Origin of the sequence: Patulibacter sp. NPDC049589 (assembly GCF_040675535.1) — a bacterium.
In the GTDB taxonomy this organism is placed as follows: Bacteria; Actinomycetota; Thermoleophilia; order Solirubrobacterales; family Solirubrobacteraceae; genus Patulibacter.
In genome coordinates, this window is the sequence record NZ_JBFAPC010000014.1 from 13,817 (window position 1) to 31,418 (window position 17,602).

Below are 17,602 nucleotides of genomic sequence, written 5' to 3' on the forward strand. Positions count from 1 at the left end.
GTGGTGAGGCCGAACGCCCGAGAGCCTATCGCTCCGGGCCCGCGGCCACCGACGTTGCACGCCGGGCGACCACGGGAACTCGGTGGTTCCTGGACGGTTCGCTACCCGGCGTCGCGTTCGGGCAAACCGCCCAGCGCGGCCTCCAGGACCTGCTCGACGCGGTCGACCCAGACGAAGTCGATGCGGGAGCGCAGCGGCTCCGGGACGTCCTCGGCGTCACGCTCGTTCTCGCGCGGGGCGATCACGCAGCGGACCCCGTTGCGCTGCGCCGCGAGCGCCTTCTCCTTCAGACCGCCGATCGGCAGGACCTCGCCCGTCAGCGTGATCTCGCCGGTCATCGCGACGTGCTGGGCGACCTCCCGGCCCGTCAGCAGCGACGCGATCGCGGTGGCGATCGTGATGCCCGCCGACGGCCCGTCCTTCGGGGTCGCGCCGGCGGGCACGTGGACGTGGAGGTCGTGCTGGGAGAACCAGTCCTGCGGGACGTCCGGGGCGACGACGGCGAGGTTGCCGCGGACCCAGGTCAGGGCCGCGCGGACCGACTCCTGCATCACGTCACCGAGCTGGCCGGTCGTCGTCAGCGTCGGCTGCGAGCCGGACTTCGGCATCGCCGCGGCCTCGACGAACAGGACGTCGCCGCCGACCGGCGTCCACGCCAGGCCCGTCGCCACGCCGGCGCGGCGCGTGCGGCGGCGCAGCGCCTCGCTGGACCCCGCCCACGTGCCGCGGCCGAGCAGCTCCTCGACGCGCGCCTTCGACACCGTCACGCGCTTGGGCTTCTCCAGCGCCACGTCGTCCGGGGTGTTCTGCTCCTGCTCGACGATCTCCCGCGCGATCTTGCGCACGACGCGACCGATCTCGCGCTCGAGGTTGCGGACGCCGGACTCGCGGGTGTAGTCCTCGATCAGGGTGCGCAGCGCCGGGTCCCCGAAGCCGACCCACGAGCGCCGCAGGCCGTGGCGCTCGAGCTGCCGCGGGACGAGGTAGCGCTTGGCGATCTCGAGCTTCTCCTGCGCCGTGTAGCCCGCGAGCCGGATGATCTCCATGCGGTCGCGCAGCGGCCCGGGGATCGTGTCCAGCGTGTTGGCGGTCGTCACGAACATGACGCGCGAGAGGTCGAACGGCACGTCGAGATAGTGGTCGCGGAACGTGTCGTTCTGCTCCGGGTCCAGCACCTCGAGCATCGCGGACTCCGGACCGCCGCCAGTGCCCATCGAGCCCATCTTGTCGATCTCGTCGATCATGAGCAGCGGGTTGCTCGACCCCGCGTCGCGCATCGCGCGGATGATGGTGCCGGGCATCGCGCCGATGTACGTGCGGCGGTGGCCGCGGATCTCGGCCTCGTCGCGCACCCCGCCGGCGGAGATCCGCTCGAAGTTGCGGCCCATGGCGCGGGCGATCGACTTGCCCAGCGACGTCTTGCCGACGCCGGGCGGGCCGACGAGGCAGAGGATCGAGCCGCGCGCGTCGGGCTTCAGCTGCCGGACGGCGAGGAACTCGAGGATCCGGTCCTTGATGTCGTCGAGCCCGAAGTGGTCGGCGTCGAGGACCTCGCGGGCGCGGTGCAGGTCGAGGTCGTCCCGCGTGCGGTCGTTCCACGGGAGCGAGACGATCCACTCCAGGTAGGTGCGGACCACGCCGTGCTCCGCCGACGCCTGCGGGATCGACTCCAGGCGGTGCAGCTCGCGGTCGGCCTGCGTCTCGACGACCTCGGGCAGCTCCAAGGCGTCCAGCTGCTCGCGCAGCTCGGCGAGCTCGGCCTCGAGCGGGTCGTCCTCCCCCAGCTCCTCGCGGATCGCCTTGAGCTGCTGGCGCAGGACGTACTCGCGCTGGCCCTTGTCGAGCTCCGACTGGACCTGCGACTGGATCTCCGACCCGATCGAGATGACCTCGAGCTCGCGGGCGAGGATCGCCATCAGGCGCCGCAGGCGGGCCTGGACGTCGACCTGCTCCAGCAGCGCCTGCTTCTCGTCGGTGCCGATCCGCAGCGACCCGGTGATCAGCTGCGACAGCGCGACCGGGTCGTCGATGTTGGCGACCGCGACCTGCAGCTCCTCGGGCAGGTACGGGACGGCCTCGACGATCTTGGAGAACGTCTCCTGGACGCTGCGGTGCAGGGCGGTCAGCTCGGGCGACAGGTCGCCCTCCGGATCCGCCGACGAGCCCGCCTCGACGGGCTTGCCGTCGAGCAGGTCGGGCAGCTCCTCGATCTCCGCCACGAGGTACGGGTCGCTGCTCGTGAAGCGCGTGAGCCGGACCCGCTGCGTCCCCTGGACGAGCAGCCGCAGCGTGCCGTCGGGGACCTTGAGCATGCGGACGATGTGCCCGATCACGCCGACGTCGTGCACGCCCTCGGGGCCCGGGGCCTCGACGGCCGCGTCGCGCGAGGTCGCGAGGACGAGCCGGCGGTCGCCGGCCAACACGTCGTCGACGAGCGTCACCGAGCGCTCCTGGCCGACCGCCAGCGGCAGCATGGTGTCGGGCACCGCGACGACGTCGCGCAGCGGCAGGACGGGCAGTGGACCCCCGATGCCGCCGTCGCCCTCGCCCTGGATCGCGACCTCCTGGGCGGCGCCCGGGTCGGAGACGATCTCGATCACGAGCCCTCCCGGCCCTGCGCGGCGGACGAGCCCGCGGGCGTGGTGTCGTCGCCGTCCTCGCGGAGCGGCAGCTCGACGCGGAGGATCCCGTCGCGGTAGGTCGCCCGAGCGCGGTCGGCGTGGACCTCGGCCCCCAGCGGCACGGTGCGGCGGAACGCGCCGGTGCCGATCTCGACCTGCTGGTAGGCGCGGCCCTCGGCCTCGCCGGCCTCGCGGCAGCCGGCGAGCACGAGCTCCCGGCCGCGGATCTCGAGCGCGACGCGGTCGGGGTCGATCCCCGCCAGCTCGGCGTGGACGACGACCCGGGGCTCCCCGCCCTCCGGCGTCTCGCAGAAGACGTCGACGGCCGGCTCGAAGCCGGCGCGGTGGGTGCGGCCGTGCAGGCCGCGGTCGAGCACACCGCCGAAGAGCTCGTCCATCTCGCGGCGCACGCGCTCGAAGTTGGCGAACAGGTCGCCCTCGCGAGAACGCATGGGGGCAATCTACCCCTGCGCCCCGACGCCGTCCCTACACGTCGTAGACGGCGTCGGCCACCGCGACCTCGACCGGGATCCCGCCGGCGGTCTCCGTCGCGCGCCGCAGCGCCACGCCGGGGTCCTCCTCGTCGGAGATGTGGGTCAGCACCGCGCGCTTGACGCCGGCGCGGAAGACGGCCTCGCCCGCCTCGGCGGCGGTGAGGTGGCCGCGCGGGCCGGCGCGCTCCGGGCGCGGCAGCGTCGCCTCGACGAAGAACAGGTCGGCGCCGGTCGCGAACTCGATGAGGTCCTCGTTCGGCGCGCAGTCCGAGCCGTAGACGAAGCGGCCGCCCGAGACGGTGGAGACGACCTCGACCGCGTAGGCGGGGACGAAGTGCGGGACGGCGCGGAAGCGGACCTCGAACGGGCCGAGCCGGAGGGTGGCCTCGGGGTCGTACTCCTTCGACGCGAAGGCCTGCTCGACGAGCGCGGGCATCCCCCACGCCGTCATCACGGTGCGCATGACCTTCTCGCCGCCCGGCGGCAGGTGCAGCTGCGGGCGCGCGGGGTGGTCGGTGCCCGGCCACGGCGGCACCGGGACCGGCTGCTGGCGCGGCGCGAACGACAGCGCGTAGCTGTACGGGACGAGGTCCAGCGTGTGGTCCGCGTGGCAGTGCGAGATGACGCAGGCGTCGAGGTCGACGTAGTCCATGTGGGCTCGCAGCTTGCCGAACACGCCGTTGCCGCACTCGAGCAGCAGCGTGTAGCCGTCCTCGTCGAGGAGGTAGCCGCTGCAGGCGCCGTCGACGTCCTGCCATGCCGGGGACTTCCCCAGAATCCTCACGCGCACATGAGCTCCCTCACCAAGATCGATCCAGTCTAGGGACGCGGACGGGACGGGTGCGTCCCGCTGTGCGACGGCCCGTTGACGCGGTGTCGAACGCCTTGCCCCGGAACGACGACGGCCCGCCGTGAGGCGGGCCGTCGGGCACCTCGGAGGTGGCGTCGTCCGCCTACGCCTTGGCGAGGACGCTCTCGTCGGTGTACGTCTCGCCGGCCTCGGCCTTGGCGACCAGCGACGCCGGCGGCGTGAAGCGCTCGCCGTACTTCTCGGCGAGCTCGTTCGCGCGCTCGACGAAGCCCGGGAGGCCCGTGGCCTCCTTCGCGCCCGCCGGCGTGTAGCCGTTGATGTACTGCAGCACGCCACCGGTCCAGGCCGGGAAGCCGATGCCGAGGATCGAGCCGATGTTCGCGTCGGAGACCGTCTCCAGCACGCCCTCGTCGAGACACTTGACGGTCTCGAGCGCCTCGGCGAAGAGCATCCGCTCCTCGTAGTCGACGAGCGAGAGCGTCTTCGGGTCGGTGTTGCCCGGGACGTCCTTCGCGCCGAACCGCTCCTTCAGGCCCTTCCAGAGGCCCACGCGCTTGCCGTCCGCGTAGTCGTAGAAGCCGGCGCCGGCGAGGCGACCCGCGCGGCCCTGGTCGATCATGAAGTCGATCACGTCGAACGCCGGGTGGCTGGACCAGGCGCCGTTGTTCTCGGACGCCGCGGCCTTCGTCTCCTCACGGATCTTCTTCATGAGGTTGAGGTTCAGCTCGTCGGAGAGCTGGAGCACCGGGGCCGGGTAGCCGGCCTGCGAGCTGGCCTGCTCGATCGAGCGCGCCGGGACGCCCTCGTTCAACAGCGAGATGCCCTCGTGGATGAACGTGCCGATGACGCGCGAGGTGAAGAAGCCGCGCGAGTCGTTGACGACGATCGGGGTCTTGCTGATCTGCTTGACGAGGTCGAGCGCGCGGGAGAGCGTCTCGTCCGACGTCTTGTCGCCCTTGATGATCTCGACGAGCGGCATCTTGTCGACGGGCGAGAAGAAGTGCAGGCCGATGAAGTCCTCGGGGCGCGAGACGCCCTCGGCGAGGTCCGTGATCGGCAGCGTGGACGTGTTGGAGCCCAGCAGCGCGTCGGGCTTGAGGAACGGCTCGATCTCGGCGAAGACCTGCGCCTTGACCTTCGGGTCCTCGAAGACGGCCTCGATGACGATGTCGGCGCCCTGCGCGAGCTCCGGCTTGTCGGTCGCGGTGATCCGCGCGAGGAGGGCGTCGCCCTTCTCCTGCGAGAGCTTCCCGCGCTCGACGCCCTTGGCGACGAGCTTCTCGGAGTAGCCCTTGCCGCGGTCCGCCGCCTCCTGCGAGACGTCCTTGAGGACGACCTCGATGCCGGACTTGGCGGCCTGGTACGCGATGCCCGCGCCCATCATGCCGGCGCCGAGCACGACGACCTTCTCGAACTTCACGGGCACGCGGTCCTTCGAGCGACCGCGGAGGCCACCTACGGCCTGCATGTCGAAGAAGAACGCCTGGATCATGTTCTTCGCCACCTGGCCGGTGACGAGGTCCACGAAGTAGCGGCCCTCGATCTCGATCGCGGTGTCGAAGTCGACCTGCGCGCCCTCGACGGCGGCCGACATGATGTTGACCGGCGCCGGCATGTTCGCGCCCTTGAGCTGCTTGCGCAGGTTCGAGGGGAACGCCGGCAGGTTCGCGGCGAGCTTCGGGTTGCTCGGGGTGCCGCCCGGGATCTTGTAGCCCTTGACGTCCCAGGGCTGGACGGCCTCGGGGTTCGCGGCGATCCAGGCCTTGGCGGCCGGCAGCAGGTCGTCCGGGGTCGCGACGAGCTCGGACACGATGCCGATCTCGAGCGCCTTGGACGGGCGCAGGCGCTGGCCCTGGAGCAGGACCTGCATCAGGCCGTTGGCGATGCCGAGCAGGCGGATCGTGCGGGTGACGCCGCCGCCGCCCGGGAGCAGGCCGAGGGAGACCTCGGGCAGGCCGACGACGATCTTCGGGCTGTCGACGACGATGCGGTGGTGCGTGGCCAGCGCGATCTCGAGGCCGCCGCCCAGGGCGGCGCCGTTGATCGCGGAGACGACCGGCTTGCCCAGCTGCTCCAGCCGGCGCAGGTCGGCCTTGATCGCGCGGACGTTCGCGGCGATCTCCGGCGCGTCGGCGCGGGTGGCCTTCTTCAGGTCGTTGAGGTCGCCGCCGGCGAAGAAGGTCTTCTTCGCGGAGGTGATGACGACGCCCGAGATCTGGTCCTTCTCGGCCTCGAGGCGGTCGATGGCCGCGGACATCGACGCCTTGTAGTCGTCGTTCATGGTGTTCGCCGACTGGTTCGGGTCGTCGAGCACCAGGTTGACGACGCCGTCGCCGGCGTCTTCCCAGCGGATGGTGTTCGTGAAGCTCATGTGGTGTTCCTCGCTACGGGGTTCGTCGGATCCGAGCGGGGCTCAGAACGCCTCGACGACGGTCGCGATGCCCATGCCGCCACCGACGCAGAGCGTGGCCAGGCCGTACTTCTTGCCACGGCGCTGGAGCTCGTCGATCAGGGTGCCGAGGATCATGCCGCCGGTCGCGCCGAGCGGGTGGCCCATGGCGATCGAGCCGCCGTTGACGTTCGTGATCTCGGGATCGATGTCGAGATCCTTGATCAGGCGCAGGGCGACGGCCGCGAAGGCCTCGTTGATCTCGACGAGGTCGAGGTCGGACGCCTTGAGGCCGGCCTTCTTGAGCGCCTTCAGGGACGCGGGGCCCGGGGCGGTCAGCATGATCGTCGGGTCCGCGCCGGAGACGGCGGTCGCGAGGATGCGGCCCTTCGCCTTCAGCCCGTTGCGCTCGCCGCTCTCGGCGTTGCCGATGGCCAGCAGCGAGGCGCCGTCGACGATGCCGGACGAGTTGCCGGCGTGGTGGACGTGGTCGATCTCGTCGACCCAGTGGTACTTCTGCAGCGCGACGGCGTCGAAGCCGCCGGCGTCACCCATCAGCGCGAAGGACGGCTTGAGCTTCGAGAGGCTCTCGACGGTCGTGCCACGGCGGATGAACTCGTCGGTGTCGAGGACGACCTGCTCGTTGAGGTCCTTGACCGCGACGACGGAGTTCTTGAAGTACCCGGCGTCCTCGGCGGCGCCGGCGCGCTCCTGCGAGCGGGCGGCGAACGCGTCGACGTCCTCGCGCGAGTAGCCCTCGATCGTGGCGATGAGGTCGGCGCCGATGCCCTGCGGGACGAACTGGGTGTGGTAGTTCGTCTCCGGGTCCATGGCCCAGGCGCCGCCGTCGGAGCCCATCGGCACGCGCGACATCGACTCGACGCCGCCGGCGAGGACGAGGTCCTCCCAGCCGGACGCGACCTTCTGCGCGGCGATGTTGACGGCCTCGAGGCCCGAGGCGCAGAAGCGGTTGAGCTGCACGCCCGCGACCGTGTTCGGGAGACCGGCCTTGATGGCGGCGGTCTTCGCGATGTCGGCGCCCTGGTCGCCCACCGGCGACACGACGCCGAGGACGAGGTCGTCGATCGTGTTGGGATCGAGCTGCTCGTGGCGACCCAGCGTCTCGTGGATCAGGCCCACGACGAGGTCGATCGGCTTGGTCCCGTGCAGGGAGCCGTTGCTCTTGCCCTTGCCGCGGGGGGTGCGAATGGCCTCGAAGACCAGCGCCTCGGTGCTGCCCATGTGGAACTCCTGTGCTCGCCTGTGCTCGACTGCCACCGGGCCCCGGGGAGAGACCTCGTCGTCCGCGACGCGGACGCCGCACGGACCGACGGTGACTCACGCAATACTACCTGGCTGGCTGGCCAACCGGCCAGTCGACGGCCGCTGTCGCGGCGCGACCCGGTTCCTCCGACGATCCCGCACGGGCGTACGCCCACCGGGCGGGCCGCGGAACGGCCGGCGGCCGGACCGCCAGGGGCGACGCCCGCGGCGCCCCTGCGGCCGTCGCTGATCAGGCGCCGGGACGTCCCGGCGCCAGCGGCTCAGGCCGCGTAGCGGCGCGCCTGCTCGGCGGCCGTGGGGAACGCGAACGGAGTGCCCGCCGCGCGCTCGGGACGGAACGCGAACGCCATCTGGCGCGGCGGGTGCAGCCCCTGCTCCCGGTCCGGCCGGAACGTCGCACACGGCTCGGAGCGGTCCAGCGCACACAGCATGTGGCGACGGAAGAAGCAGTCGTCGCAGCTGGGGGCTGCGGCGGCGCTGCGCGAGCGGGTGCGGGCGTCTGGACGAGGGGTCACGAAGTGGTTCCGAGGTGCTGGTTCGGGGTGCGGACAGGGGAGGACGCAGGCCTCCGCGGCGGAGGCCCGACGACCGATCGATGAAGCGTCGCCGACCCCGCTGGGAGCGGTGCGACGGACGCCGAGGCAGGTGCTCTGGTGTGCCGCGGACGAGCGTCCTGCGGCACGAGGGCCATAGAACCACACCGGCTCCCCCAGCGCGACCCTTGTTCCCGCTAGTTGGTCACTTTTCGTTCACAGTCCGTTGCAGGTTCGTCGCATTCGGCGGAGAACGTGCACCGTCGGGCCCTGCGGGTGGCCGGACGGTGGACCCGGACTGTCGTCGGGCGTCGCTTCCGTGTCAGTGGTTGCGACGGTCCGTGTCAGTGGCCCTGGGTGCGGTCGGGCTCGATCGCGGATGCGGAGTCGTCCGACTTACGGCGCGCCGGCGCCGATGCGCCCGACCTGGCGACGTAGATCGGCGGCGGCGGGTCCCTGACACGACCTGTCGTCGCCACGGACACCAGCGCGACGCCCGACACCCGGACCGCAGGGCCGCGCCGTGCCGGTCCGCCATCATGGGCGCATGCGCATCCTCGTCACCGGTGCCACCGGGTTCGCGGGATCCGCGCTCCTGCCGCCGCTGCTGGCCGCCGGGCACGACGTCCGCGCGTTCGCCCGCGACCCCGCGAAGGTCGGGCACGGCGTGGCCGCCTTCCGCGGCGACCTGACGACCGGGGCCGGCCTCGACGCCGCGCTCGACGGCGTGGACGTGGCCTACTACCTCGTCCACTCGATGGAGCCCTCCGCCGACGGCGTGCCGTTCGAGGTCCGGGAGCGCCGCTCCGCCGAGCGGTTCGCCGCCGCGGCCACCGCGGCCGGGGTCCGCAGGAGCGTCTACCTCGGCGTGATGGTCGACGAGACCCGGGCGCTCTCCCCGCACCTGGAGAGCCGCCTGGCGGTCGAGCACGCGGTCTCCGCCGCCACGCCGGAGTGCGTCGCGCTGCGGGCGTCGATCGCGATCGGCCCGGCGTCGCGCTCCTTCCGGTTCCTCGTGCGCCTCGTCGAACGACTGCCCGTGCTGCCCCTCCCGCCCTGGCGGCGCTTCCGGACCCAGCCGATCGACGAGCGCGACGTCACGGCCGCGCTGCTGGCCGCGGCGACGACCACGGCGGCCGACGACGCGCGCCTGTCGCTCGACGTCGCCGGGCCCGACGTCGTCAGCTACGGCGAGATCCTCGAGCGCATCCGCGACCTGATGATGGTCCGCCGCCCCAGCATCGGGGTGCCCATCAGCTCCACCCCGATCTTCGGCCGCGTCGCGTCCGTGCTCGCGGGCGAGGACCCCGAGCTGATCCTGCCCCTGATGGGCGGGCTCTCCGGCGACCTGCTCGCCCGCGACGACTCCTGGACGACCGCGCTGGGCGTCCGGCCCCACGGGTTCGACCGCGCCGTCAACTACGCGCTCCTGCAGTGGGAGCGCCACGAGCCGCTCCGGGCGCGCTGAGGCCCGGAGGACGGCCCGTCTCCCGGGCACGCAACGGGTCCCGGAGCGGCGGTGCTCCGGGCGGGGGGTTCGCGGATGCACGCCCCACACCGCCGACTAGTCTGGGGGTCATGAGCGCCGTCCGGGCCACGATCGACCTCCCCGCCCCTCCCCAACGCGTATGGGACGTGGTCATGGATCCCCACCTGCTGGAACGGTGGGTGACGATCCACCGCGAACTCCTCTCCGCCGACGAGGGGCCCCCGCACCCGGGGTTCTCGATGGAGCAGCGGATGTCCATCCGTGGGGCCCCGGTGACGGTGTCGTGGAAGATCGACGAGTTCGAGCCACCCCTCCGGGCGACGTGGCAGGGTTCGGGCCCCGCCCGGTCCACCGCGTTCATCGAGTACGCCCTCGAGGAGATCGACGGCGGGACGCGGTTCAACTACACCAACGACTTCCAGCCCCCGATGGGGATCCTCGGGCGTGTGGCCTCCCGGGCCCTGATGGGTGGGGTCCCCGACCGCGAGGCGAAGGCCTCGCTGGAGCGCCTGCGCGAGCTGCTCGCCGAGGACGCAGTCTGAGGCCGTGCCCCGCCCCGGACGCGACAGCGTTCCCCGGCGGCGGGGCACAGCACACCGGGCGCGGGCACGTCCGGGCCGCCGGCACCGCGCACCCGGCCCGCGCGGCGCTTCCGGGGCGGTGGGAGCCGCCGGCGCCACGACCCGCCCTCCCGTCGACCGTGTCCACACACGGCGACGTGCCCGCCGGCCCGTCACCCCCGCCGCCGGCCCGGCCCCGACTCCCCCCACACCGTCCCTCCCGGGCCTCGTGGCCCACACACGGCGCGGCGGTCCGGCCGCCACTCGCGTGGTGAACCGCGTTCACCGTCGCCCGGCCCGGCCCACGCCGGCCGCGCACACCCACGGCCCCCACCCATCCACAAACCTCTCGTCCGCGGCATCGGCTAGGCTACTCCCGCTTCGGTGTCGTGTTGCGGAACCCGTGGGGTCCCGCCGTGTACACCGCCTCCCACATCACCACGAGGTTCCCCTGATGTCCGACTTCCTCACCGAGAAGCGCGACGAGATCCAGGCCCGCCTGGACGAGCTCGCCCCCCTGATCGCCGAGCACGACCGCCTCCAGCGCGCCCTCGACGCCCTCGACGGCGTCGACAACTCGGGCTCGGGCGGCCGCTCCGCGGAGAAGAGCGGCTCACGCGGCGCCGGCCGCCCGCGCGGCAGCGGCGAGCGCTCCCGCCAGGCGCTGGCGCTCCTGCGCCAGGAGCCCGGCCTCGGCGCCGCCGAGGTCGCCCGCCGCATCGGCGTGCACCCCAACTACGCCTACCGGATCCTCCCGGGCCTCGAGGAGCAGGGCCTCGTGGAGAAGAAGGAGCGCCTCTGGTACCCGAAAGAGGCCGCGTGACCGGGCGGACGTGACCCGCTGAACGACGAAGGGCCGGCGATCTCGCCGGCCCTTCGTCGTTCTCGGGGTCCGCGGTCGCGCCGCGGACCTGCTTCCTAGATGAGACCGAGCTGCTTGACGGTGTCGCGCTCCTCGGTGAGCTCCTTGACCGTCGCGTCGATCTTCGACTGCGAGAACGCGTCGATCTCGAGGCCCTGGACGATCGAGTACTCGCCGTTCGTGACCGTGACGGGGAACGAGGAGATCAGGCCCTCGGGGACGCCGTAGGAGCCGTCCGACGGGATCGCCATGGAGGTCCAGTCGCCCTCGGCCGTGCCGTTGACCCACGTGTGGATGTGGTCGATCGCCGCGTTGGCGGCCGAGGCGGCCGACGAGGAGCCGCGGGCCTCGATGATCGCGGCACCGCGCTTGGCGACCGTCGGGATGAAGGTGTTCTCGAGCCAGTCCTGGTCGCCGACGGCCTCGGCGGCGTTCTTCCCGCCGACCTCGGCGTGGAAGAGGTCCGGGTACTGCGTGGCGGAGTGGTTGCCCCAGATCGTCAGCTTCTTGATCTCGGTGACCGGCACGGAGAGCTTCTGGGCCAGCTGCGAGATCGCGCGGTTGTGGTCCAGGCGCGTCATCGCGGTGAAGCGGCCGGCCGGGACGTCCGGCGCGTGGGCCTGGGCGATCAGGGCGTTGGTGTTCGCCGGGTTGCCGACGACGAGGACGCGGATGTCGTCCGCGGCGCCCTTGTTGATGGCCTCGCCCTGGGGCTTGAAGATGCCGCCGTTGGCCTCGAGCAGGTCGCCGCGCTCCATGCCGGGACCGCGCGGGCGGGCGCCGACGAGCAGCGCGACGTTCGCGCCGTCGAACGCCTTGTTGGCGTCGTCGGTGACCTCGATCGAGTTCAGCAGCGGGAACGCGCAGTCGTCGAGCTCCATCGCGGTGCCCTCGGCGGCCTTCACGGCCGGCGTGATCTCCAGCAGACGGAGGTTCACGGGGGTGTCGGGACCCAGCAGATGACCACTGGCGATCCGGAAGAGCAGCGCGTAGCCGATCTGTCCGGCGGCCCCGGTGACGGTGACGTTGACGGGCGACTGGGTCATGTTCTCTCCTGCGTGCTTGCGAGGACGATGCGGTCCGGGTCGGCGGTGGCGCGGGCCCCGGTGCGGCCGATGCTAGTGCTTGCGCCCGCGTGGACGCGTCCACCGCCGGTGACAGCGGGCGGTCGCAGCGCCCCGACCTGCGACGATGGGTCCCGCATGCCCACCACGCGCACCGTGCCGCTCGCAACGCTCTTCGGCATCCGCATCGGAGTGAACCCGAGCTGGTTCTTCGCGCTCCTGCTGATGATCGTGCTCGTCGGCGGCCGCTTCGACGTCGTCCTGCCGGACGCCTCCCAGACCACGGCGTACGCGCTCGCCGTCGCCGCCGCGCTGCTGTTCTTCGTCTCGCTGATCGCCCACGAGCTCGGCCACGCGCTCGCGGCCCGGCGCTTCGGGATCCAGACGCAGGGCATCGAACTGTGGCTGCTCGGCGGCGTCGCGCGCCTCAGCCGCGACTCGCGCACGCCGCGCGAGGAGTTCGTCGTCGCCGGCGCCGGCCCCCTCGTCACGCTGCTCCTCTTCGGCATCGGCGCCGGCATCGGCCTGCTGATCGGCAGCCCGAGCGAGCTGGCCGACGCCGTCTGGGTCCCCGACAGCGACGTGCGGATCTCCGCCCCGATGGCGATCGTCGGCTGGCTGACGTTCATCAACGGCGCGCTCTTCGTCTTCAACATCATCCCCGCCTTCCCGCTCGACGGCGGCCGCTTGGCGCGCGCCGTCGCCTGGAAGATCACGGGCAACCGGCAGCGCGCGACCGTCGCCGCCGGCTTCCTGGGCCGCGGCTTCGCGGTGCTGCTCGCCGCCTTCGGCGTCTACGAGCTGATGGAGGGCGACTCGGTCGGCGGGCTCTGGTACCTGATCCTCGCCTGGTTCATCGCCAGCGCCGCGAAGGCCGCCGTGATGACCAGCGCGATCAGCGAGCAGCTGCACGAGGTCACCGCCACGGACATCATGGATCCCCAGCCGCCGTGGCTGCCCGACAGCGTGACCGTGCTCGACGCCGAGCACGAGACCCTGCGCCCGTTCGACGCGCCGTGGGCCGCCGTGCTCGACGCCGACGGCTACTACCGCGGCATCGTCACGGCGCAGCGCGTGCGCGAGGAGCTCGGCGCCGGCCGGCCCGGCGTCCTCGTCGGCGAGCTGATCGAGGACGGCGAGCCCCCGCTCGTGCCGCCGGACGCCGCGCTCGAGGACCTGCTCCAGAGCGAGCCCCTGCGGCGCCTCGGCGCGCTGCCGGTCATCGACGACCAGCGGATCATGGTCGGCCTCGTGACCTTCGCGCAGGTGCGCGAGGCCCTGGCCCAGGCGCTCCCGGGCGCCGAGGTCCGCGCCTAGCGGCGCGCCATCCACCCCCGGGGCCCCCGGACGCAGAACGCCCCGGGTGGTGACCCGGGGCGCGGTGTTGCGAGCGTCGAGCGGTCCGCGCCGTGCGCGGACCGGGCGACTACTGCGCGACCATCTTCTTCGGGTGCGTCTGCTTCTTCGTGCGCGACGAGCGGCGGTACTCGCGGTTGAGCATGCCGATGACGTCGATGCCGATGTTCTGCGGGCAGACGCGCGAGCACTCGCCGAAGTTGGTGCAGCCGCCGAAGCCCTCCTCGTCCATCTGCAGGACCATGTTGCGGGAGCGCTCGTCGCGCTCCGGCTGGCCCTGCGGCAGGTTGTTGAGGTGCGTGAGCTTCGCGCCGGTGAAGAGCATCGCCGCGCCGTTGGGGCACGCGGCCACGCAGGCGCCGCAGCCGATGCAGATCGCGGCGTCCATCACCGTCTGGTGGACCTCGGGGGTCACCGGCTGGGAGTTCGGGTCCGGCTGCGGGCCCGTCGTCACCGAGATGTAGCCGCCGGCCTGGATGATGCGGTCCAGGGAGGAGCGGTCGACCGCGAGGTCGCGGACGACCGGGAACGCGTTGTTGCGGAACGGCTCGACGTAGATCGTCGACCCGTCGTCGAAGTCGCGCATGTAGGTCTGGCAGGTCGTGACCTGGTTGGGCCCGTGCGGGATGCCGTTGACGACCAGCGAGCACATGCCGCAGATGCCCTCGCGGCAGTCGCTGTCGAACGCGACCGTGCGGCCGCCCTTGGCGACCAGGTCCTCGTTCAGCGTGTCGAGCATCTCGAGGAACGAGGCCTCGGGGTCGACGTCCGAGACGTGCTTGGTCTCGAAGTGGCCCTCGCTCTCCCGGTCGTCCTGCCGCCAGATCTCGAGCTGGAAGTTCACTTGTAGCTCCTCGTCGCGAGCTTGACCTCGTTGAAGACGAGGGGCTCGTCGTGCGGCTCGAAGCCGCCCGCGTCGAGCCCCTCTTCCGGGTACTCCCAGGCGGTGACGACGGCGAAGTTCTCGTCGTCGCGCAGCGCCTCGCCGTCCTCGGTCTCGTGCTCCCCGCGGAAGTGGCCGCCGCAGGACTCCTCGCGGCGCAGCGCGTCCTCGCACATGAGCTCGGCGAGCTCGATGAAGTCGGCCAGGCGGCCGGCGTACTCGAGCGTCGGGTTGAACTCGTCCGCCGAGCCGTCGACGCGGAGGTCCGTCCAGAACATCTTCCGGATCTCGCGGATCTCCTCGATCGCCTCGGTCAGGCTCTCCTTCGTGCGGAGCATGCCGCACTTGTCGAGCATGATGTGGCCGAGCTCGCGGTGGATCGCCTGGGGCGACTTCGTGCCCTGGATCGACATCAGCCGGTCGATCTGGGCGGTCGCCGCGGCCTCGGCCTCGACGAACGCCTCGTGCGTCTCGTCGAGCGCCGTCTGGCGCTGCGAGGCGAGGTAGTGCATGACCGTGTGCGGCGCGATGAAGTAGCCGTCGGCCAGCGCCTGCATCAGCGCCGAGGCGCCGAGGCGGTTGGCGCCGTGGTCGGAGAAGTTGGCCTCGCCGATCGCGAACAGGCCCTTGATGGTCGTCTGCAGCTCGTAGTCGACCCAGAGCCCGCCCATCGTGTAGTGCGGCGCCGGGTAGATCATCATCGGCTTCTCGAACGGGTCGTCGCCGGTGATGCGCTGGTACATCTGGAACAGGTTGAGGTACTTGCCCTCGATCGCGTCCCGGCCCTGCGCCTCGATCTCGTCGCGGAAGTCGAGGTAGACGCCGCGCTTGGTGCCGCCGACGCCGAGGCCCTGGTCGCACGCGACCTTGGCGGCGCGGGAGGCGATGTCGCGCGGGGCGAGGTTGCCGAAGGCCGGGTAGCGCTCCTCGAGGAAGTAGTAGCGCTCCTCCTCGGGGATGTCCTGCGGCTCGCGCTGCTCGTCCGGGTCGCGCGGGACCCAGATGCGGCCGTCGTTGCGCAGCGACTCCGACATCAGCGTCAGCTTCGACTGGTACTCGCCCGACTGCGGGATGCAGGTCGGGTGGATCTGCGTGTAACAGGGGTTCGCGAAGAAGGCGCCCTTCTTCGTCGCCCGCCACGCCGCGGTGACGTTGCTGCCCATCGCGTTGGTCGACAGGTAGAAGGCGTTGGAGTAGCCGCCGGACGCGAGCACGACGACGTCGGCCGCGTGGCGCTCGATCTCGCCCGTGATCAGGTTGCGGGCGATGATCCCGCGCGCGACGCCGTCGACGAGGACGACCTCGAGCATCTCGTGACGGTGGTGGACCTCCACGTTGCCCTCGGCGACCTGGTGCTGGAGCGCCTGGTAGGCGCCGAGCAGGAGCTGCTGGCCGGTCTGGCCGCGCGTGTAGAAGGTGCGCTTGACGAGCACGCCGCCAAACGAGCGGGTGGCCAGCTGGCCGCCGTACTCGCGGTTGAACGGCACGCCCTGGGCCGTGGCCTGGTCGATGATGTTCGTCGAGACCTGCGCGAGCCGCCAGACGTTGGCCTCGCGGGAGCGGAAGTCGCCGCCCTTGATCGTGTCGTAGAACAGCCGCTGGACGGCGTCGCCCTCGTTGGCGTAGTCCTTCGCCGCGTTGATGCCGCCCTGAGCGGCGATCGAGTGGGCGCGCCGCGGGGTGTCCTGGAAGCAGAAGCTCTTGACCTTGAAGCCCTGCGCGCCGAGGCTTGCCGCGGCGCTGGCGCCGGCCAGGCCGGTGCCGACGACGATGATGTTGTGGTGCGCGCGGTTGCGCGGGCCGACGAGCTTGTGGTCGTCCAGCCACTTGCGCCACTTGCCGGCGATCGGGCCTTCGGGGATGCGGGCGTCCAGCGTGGTCACTTCGAGACCTCCGTGGGGGCGTTCGGCCCGGTGACGGGCTCGGGCAGGATGCCGGTGGCGAAGCCGAGCGGCACGAGCGCGAAGCCGATCGCGACGACCGCGGCCAGCGCGGTGGCCCCGTGGCGCAGCGTCGCGTTGCGCGACGAGCTGTCGAGGCCGAGCGTCTGGAAGAGGCTCCAGACGCCGTGGCGCAGGTGGTAGGCGAGCGAGGCCAGCGCCGCGATGTAGATGACGACGAAGTACCACTTGTGGAAGGCGCCGTAGAGGTTCGAGTAGATCTCGCCCTCCTTCAGCGGCGTCACGTCCACCGTCAGCAGCGTGAACTGCAGGATGTGGAAGATGATGAAGACCAGCAGCAGCGGGCCGGACAGTCGCATCGTGCGAGCGGCCCAGCTGCGGCCGATGCGCTTGGCGGGAAAGCCCGCGGGCCGGGCGGCCCGGCTGCGCATCGTCAGCTGGTAGACGCCGACGATGTGGACGATCAGGGCGCCGAGCAGGGCGACGCGGATCACCCAGAGGATGAACGAGTACGGCAGCAGCGGCGTGCCGAACTCCCGGAGCCAGTGGCCGTAGTCGTCGACCTGGGCGCCTCCGTGATCACCGCCGTCGGCGCCGAGCAGCGTCGTCAGGTTGCCGATCATGTGCAGGACGACGTAGCCGACGAGCACGAGACCGGTCACCGCGACGATGACCTTCTTGCCGACGTTGGAGTCCCACGCCTCCCCGATCCACGTGCGCCTGCGTCGTCTTAGCTCTTGGGTCGCCACAGCGCGGCCGATGTTACGCGCCGTGCACGGAAGAGGGTGGTCTCCCTGCCCGTAATCCGTGCCACCCGTCACATAAGCGTGGCCTCAGGAATTCGGCGTCGCGGCGCGACCGTCGGATCCTACTGCATCTATTAGGTATCCCGCCATTTCGGCGGGTCGCGCCGCGGCCGGTGCCGGGCGGCCGGGTGACAGCGCGACGAGATCGGCTTGTGTGCTGGCGATCACGTCGATCGAGGCCCGATCGTGCATGGGGCGCGCTCGCCCTCGACGCCGTCCGCCGCCGTCGACACTCGAACCAATACAAACACCATCTATATAACCACCGTGATCGCCAACGTTTGGCGTTCCATACGTACGGCAGCACACCGAAGGCATCGACCCACCGCGTTCCACCCCACGAGCACACGAACGCGTACGACCCACGCGCCGCGGACCACACGCCGTTCGACCGGCCGGACCGACGCCGTCGCCGCCGGACGGCGGATCGCGCAGAAGTACCGTGCGAACGGCGTTGTCGGCGCGCCTCGCCGGGTCGTCCCGAGCGCTCCCCGCGCACCCCCGGGAATCGGCGGAAGGGTACCCGAAACATCGACCCACGAGCGTGCT

14 protein-coding genes are annotated in these 17,602 nt (G+C 71.6%); 4 read left to right on the forward strand and 10 right to left on the reverse strand.

The annotated features are described in order from the left end of the window. Window positions 1–101 precede the first annotated feature (101 nt). The 6 genes from lon to AB0L40_RS04410 all read right to left on the reverse strand — a co-directional run bounded on the left by lon (window position 102) and on the right by AB0L40_RS04410 (window position 8,114). Complete coding sequence (lon, locus tag AB0L40_RS04385; RefSeq protein ID WP_364349740.1) at window positions 102–2,600, reverse strand: endopeptidase La; 2,499 nt, start codon at window positions 2,598–2,600, stop codon at window positions 102–104. Next, complete coding sequence (locus AB0L40_RS04390; protein ID WP_364349743.1) at window positions 2,597–3,073, reverse strand: Hsp20/alpha crystallin family protein; 477 nt, start codon at window positions 3,071–3,073, stop codon at window positions 2,597–2,599. The genes lon and AB0L40_RS04390 overlap by 4 nt, the downstream gene beginning before the upstream one ends. A 34-nt stretch (window positions 3,074–3,107) precedes the next feature. Next, window positions 3,108–3,899, reverse strand: coding sequence for an MBL fold metallo-hydrolase (locus AB0L40_RS04395; protein WP_364349746.1), 792 nt, complete (start codon window positions 3,897–3,899; stop codon window positions 3,108–3,110). A gap of 169 nt (window positions 3,900–4,068) precedes the next feature. Continuing rightward, window positions 4,069–6,297: a 3-hydroxyacyl-CoA dehydrogenase NAD-binding domain-containing protein gene (locus tag AB0L40_RS04400; protein WP_364349749.1), complete on the reverse strand. Its 2,229-nt coding sequence runs from the start codon at window positions 6,295–6,297 to the stop codon at window positions 4,069–4,071. Between the two features lie 42 nt (window positions 6,298–6,339). After that, entirely contained in the window at window positions 6,340–7,557 is a 1,218-nt protein-coding gene (locus tag AB0L40_RS04405; protein WP_364349752.1) for an acetyl-CoA C-acetyltransferase, read from the reverse strand. Between the two features lie 302 nt (window positions 7,558–7,859). Further along, window positions 7,860–8,114, reverse strand: a complete 255-nt coding sequence (locus AB0L40_RS04410; protein ID WP_364349755.1) for a hypothetical protein — start codon at window positions 8,112–8,114, stop codon at window positions 7,860–7,862. 565 nt (window positions 8,115–8,679) lie between these two features. On the opposite strand from AB0L40_RS04410, the gene AB0L40_RS04415 reads away from it, so the two are divergent. The 3 genes from AB0L40_RS04415 to AB0L40_RS04425 all read left to right on the forward strand — a co-directional run bounded on the left by AB0L40_RS04415 (window position 8,680) and on the right by AB0L40_RS04425 (window position 11,004). After that, the gene (locus AB0L40_RS04415; RefSeq protein ID WP_364349758.1) at window positions 8,680–9,600 is read left to right on the forward strand and encodes an NAD(P)H-binding protein; all 921 of its coding nucleotides are present in this window, start codon (window positions 8,680–8,682) and stop codon (window positions 9,598–9,600) included. 110 nt (window positions 9,601–9,710) lie between these two features. Continuing rightward, window positions 9,711–10,163: an SRPBCC family protein gene (locus tag AB0L40_RS04420; RefSeq protein WP_364349761.1), complete on the forward strand. Its 453-nt coding sequence runs from the start codon at window positions 9,711–9,713 to the stop codon at window positions 10,161–10,163. A gap of 472 nt (window positions 10,164–10,635) precedes the next feature. Then, window positions 10,636–11,004 (forward strand): helix-turn-helix domain-containing protein, encoded by a 369-nt coding sequence (locus tag AB0L40_RS04425; protein ID WP_364349763.1) that lies wholly within the window; start codon window positions 10,636–10,638, stop codon window positions 11,002–11,004. A 95-nt stretch (window positions 11,005–11,099) separates the two neighbouring features. On the opposite strand, the gene AB0L40_RS04430 is transcribed toward AB0L40_RS04425, so the two are convergent. Then, a complete protein-coding gene (locus AB0L40_RS04430) occupies window positions 11,100–12,089 on the reverse strand; it encodes a malate dehydrogenase (protein WP_364349766.1) in 990 nt (329 codons plus the stop codon). 156 nt (window positions 12,090–12,245) lie between these two features. On the opposite strand from AB0L40_RS04430, the gene AB0L40_RS04435 reads away from it, so the two are divergent. Continuing rightward, entirely contained in the window at window positions 12,246–13,424 is a 1,179-nt protein-coding gene (locus AB0L40_RS04435) for a site-2 protease family protein (RefSeq protein WP_364349769.1), read from the forward strand. 109 nt (window positions 13,425–13,533) lie between these two features. Here AB0L40_RS04435 and AB0L40_RS04440 read toward each other — a convergent pair whose 3' ends face one another. From AB0L40_RS04440 to AB0L40_RS04450, 3 genes are read right to left on the reverse strand one after another with little or no spacing between them, the layout of a single operon-like run. After that, window positions 13,534–14,307 carry a succinate dehydrogenase/fumarate reductase iron-sulfur subunit gene (locus AB0L40_RS04440; RefSeq protein WP_364349772.1) on the reverse strand — a complete coding sequence of 258 codons (774 nt, stop codon included), beginning with the start codon at window positions 14,305–14,307 and terminating at the stop codon, window positions 13,534–13,536. Beyond that, the gene (locus AB0L40_RS04445) at window positions 14,304–16,229 is read right to left on the reverse strand and encodes a fumarate reductase/succinate dehydrogenase flavoprotein subunit (protein ID WP_364349775.1); all 1,926 of its coding nucleotides are present in this window, start codon (window positions 16,227–16,229) and stop codon (window positions 14,304–14,306) included. The genes AB0L40_RS04440 and AB0L40_RS04445 overlap by 4 nt, the downstream gene beginning before the upstream one ends. After that, window positions 16,226–16,996 (reverse strand): succinate dehydrogenase cytochrome b subunit, encoded by a 771-nt coding sequence (locus tag AB0L40_RS04450; RefSeq protein ID WP_364349783.1) that lies wholly within the window; start codon window positions 16,994–16,996, stop codon window positions 16,226–16,228. Before AB0L40_RS04450 ends, AB0L40_RS04445 begins: the two co-directional genes overlap by 4 nt. Window positions 16,997–17,602: the final 606 nt, after the last annotated feature.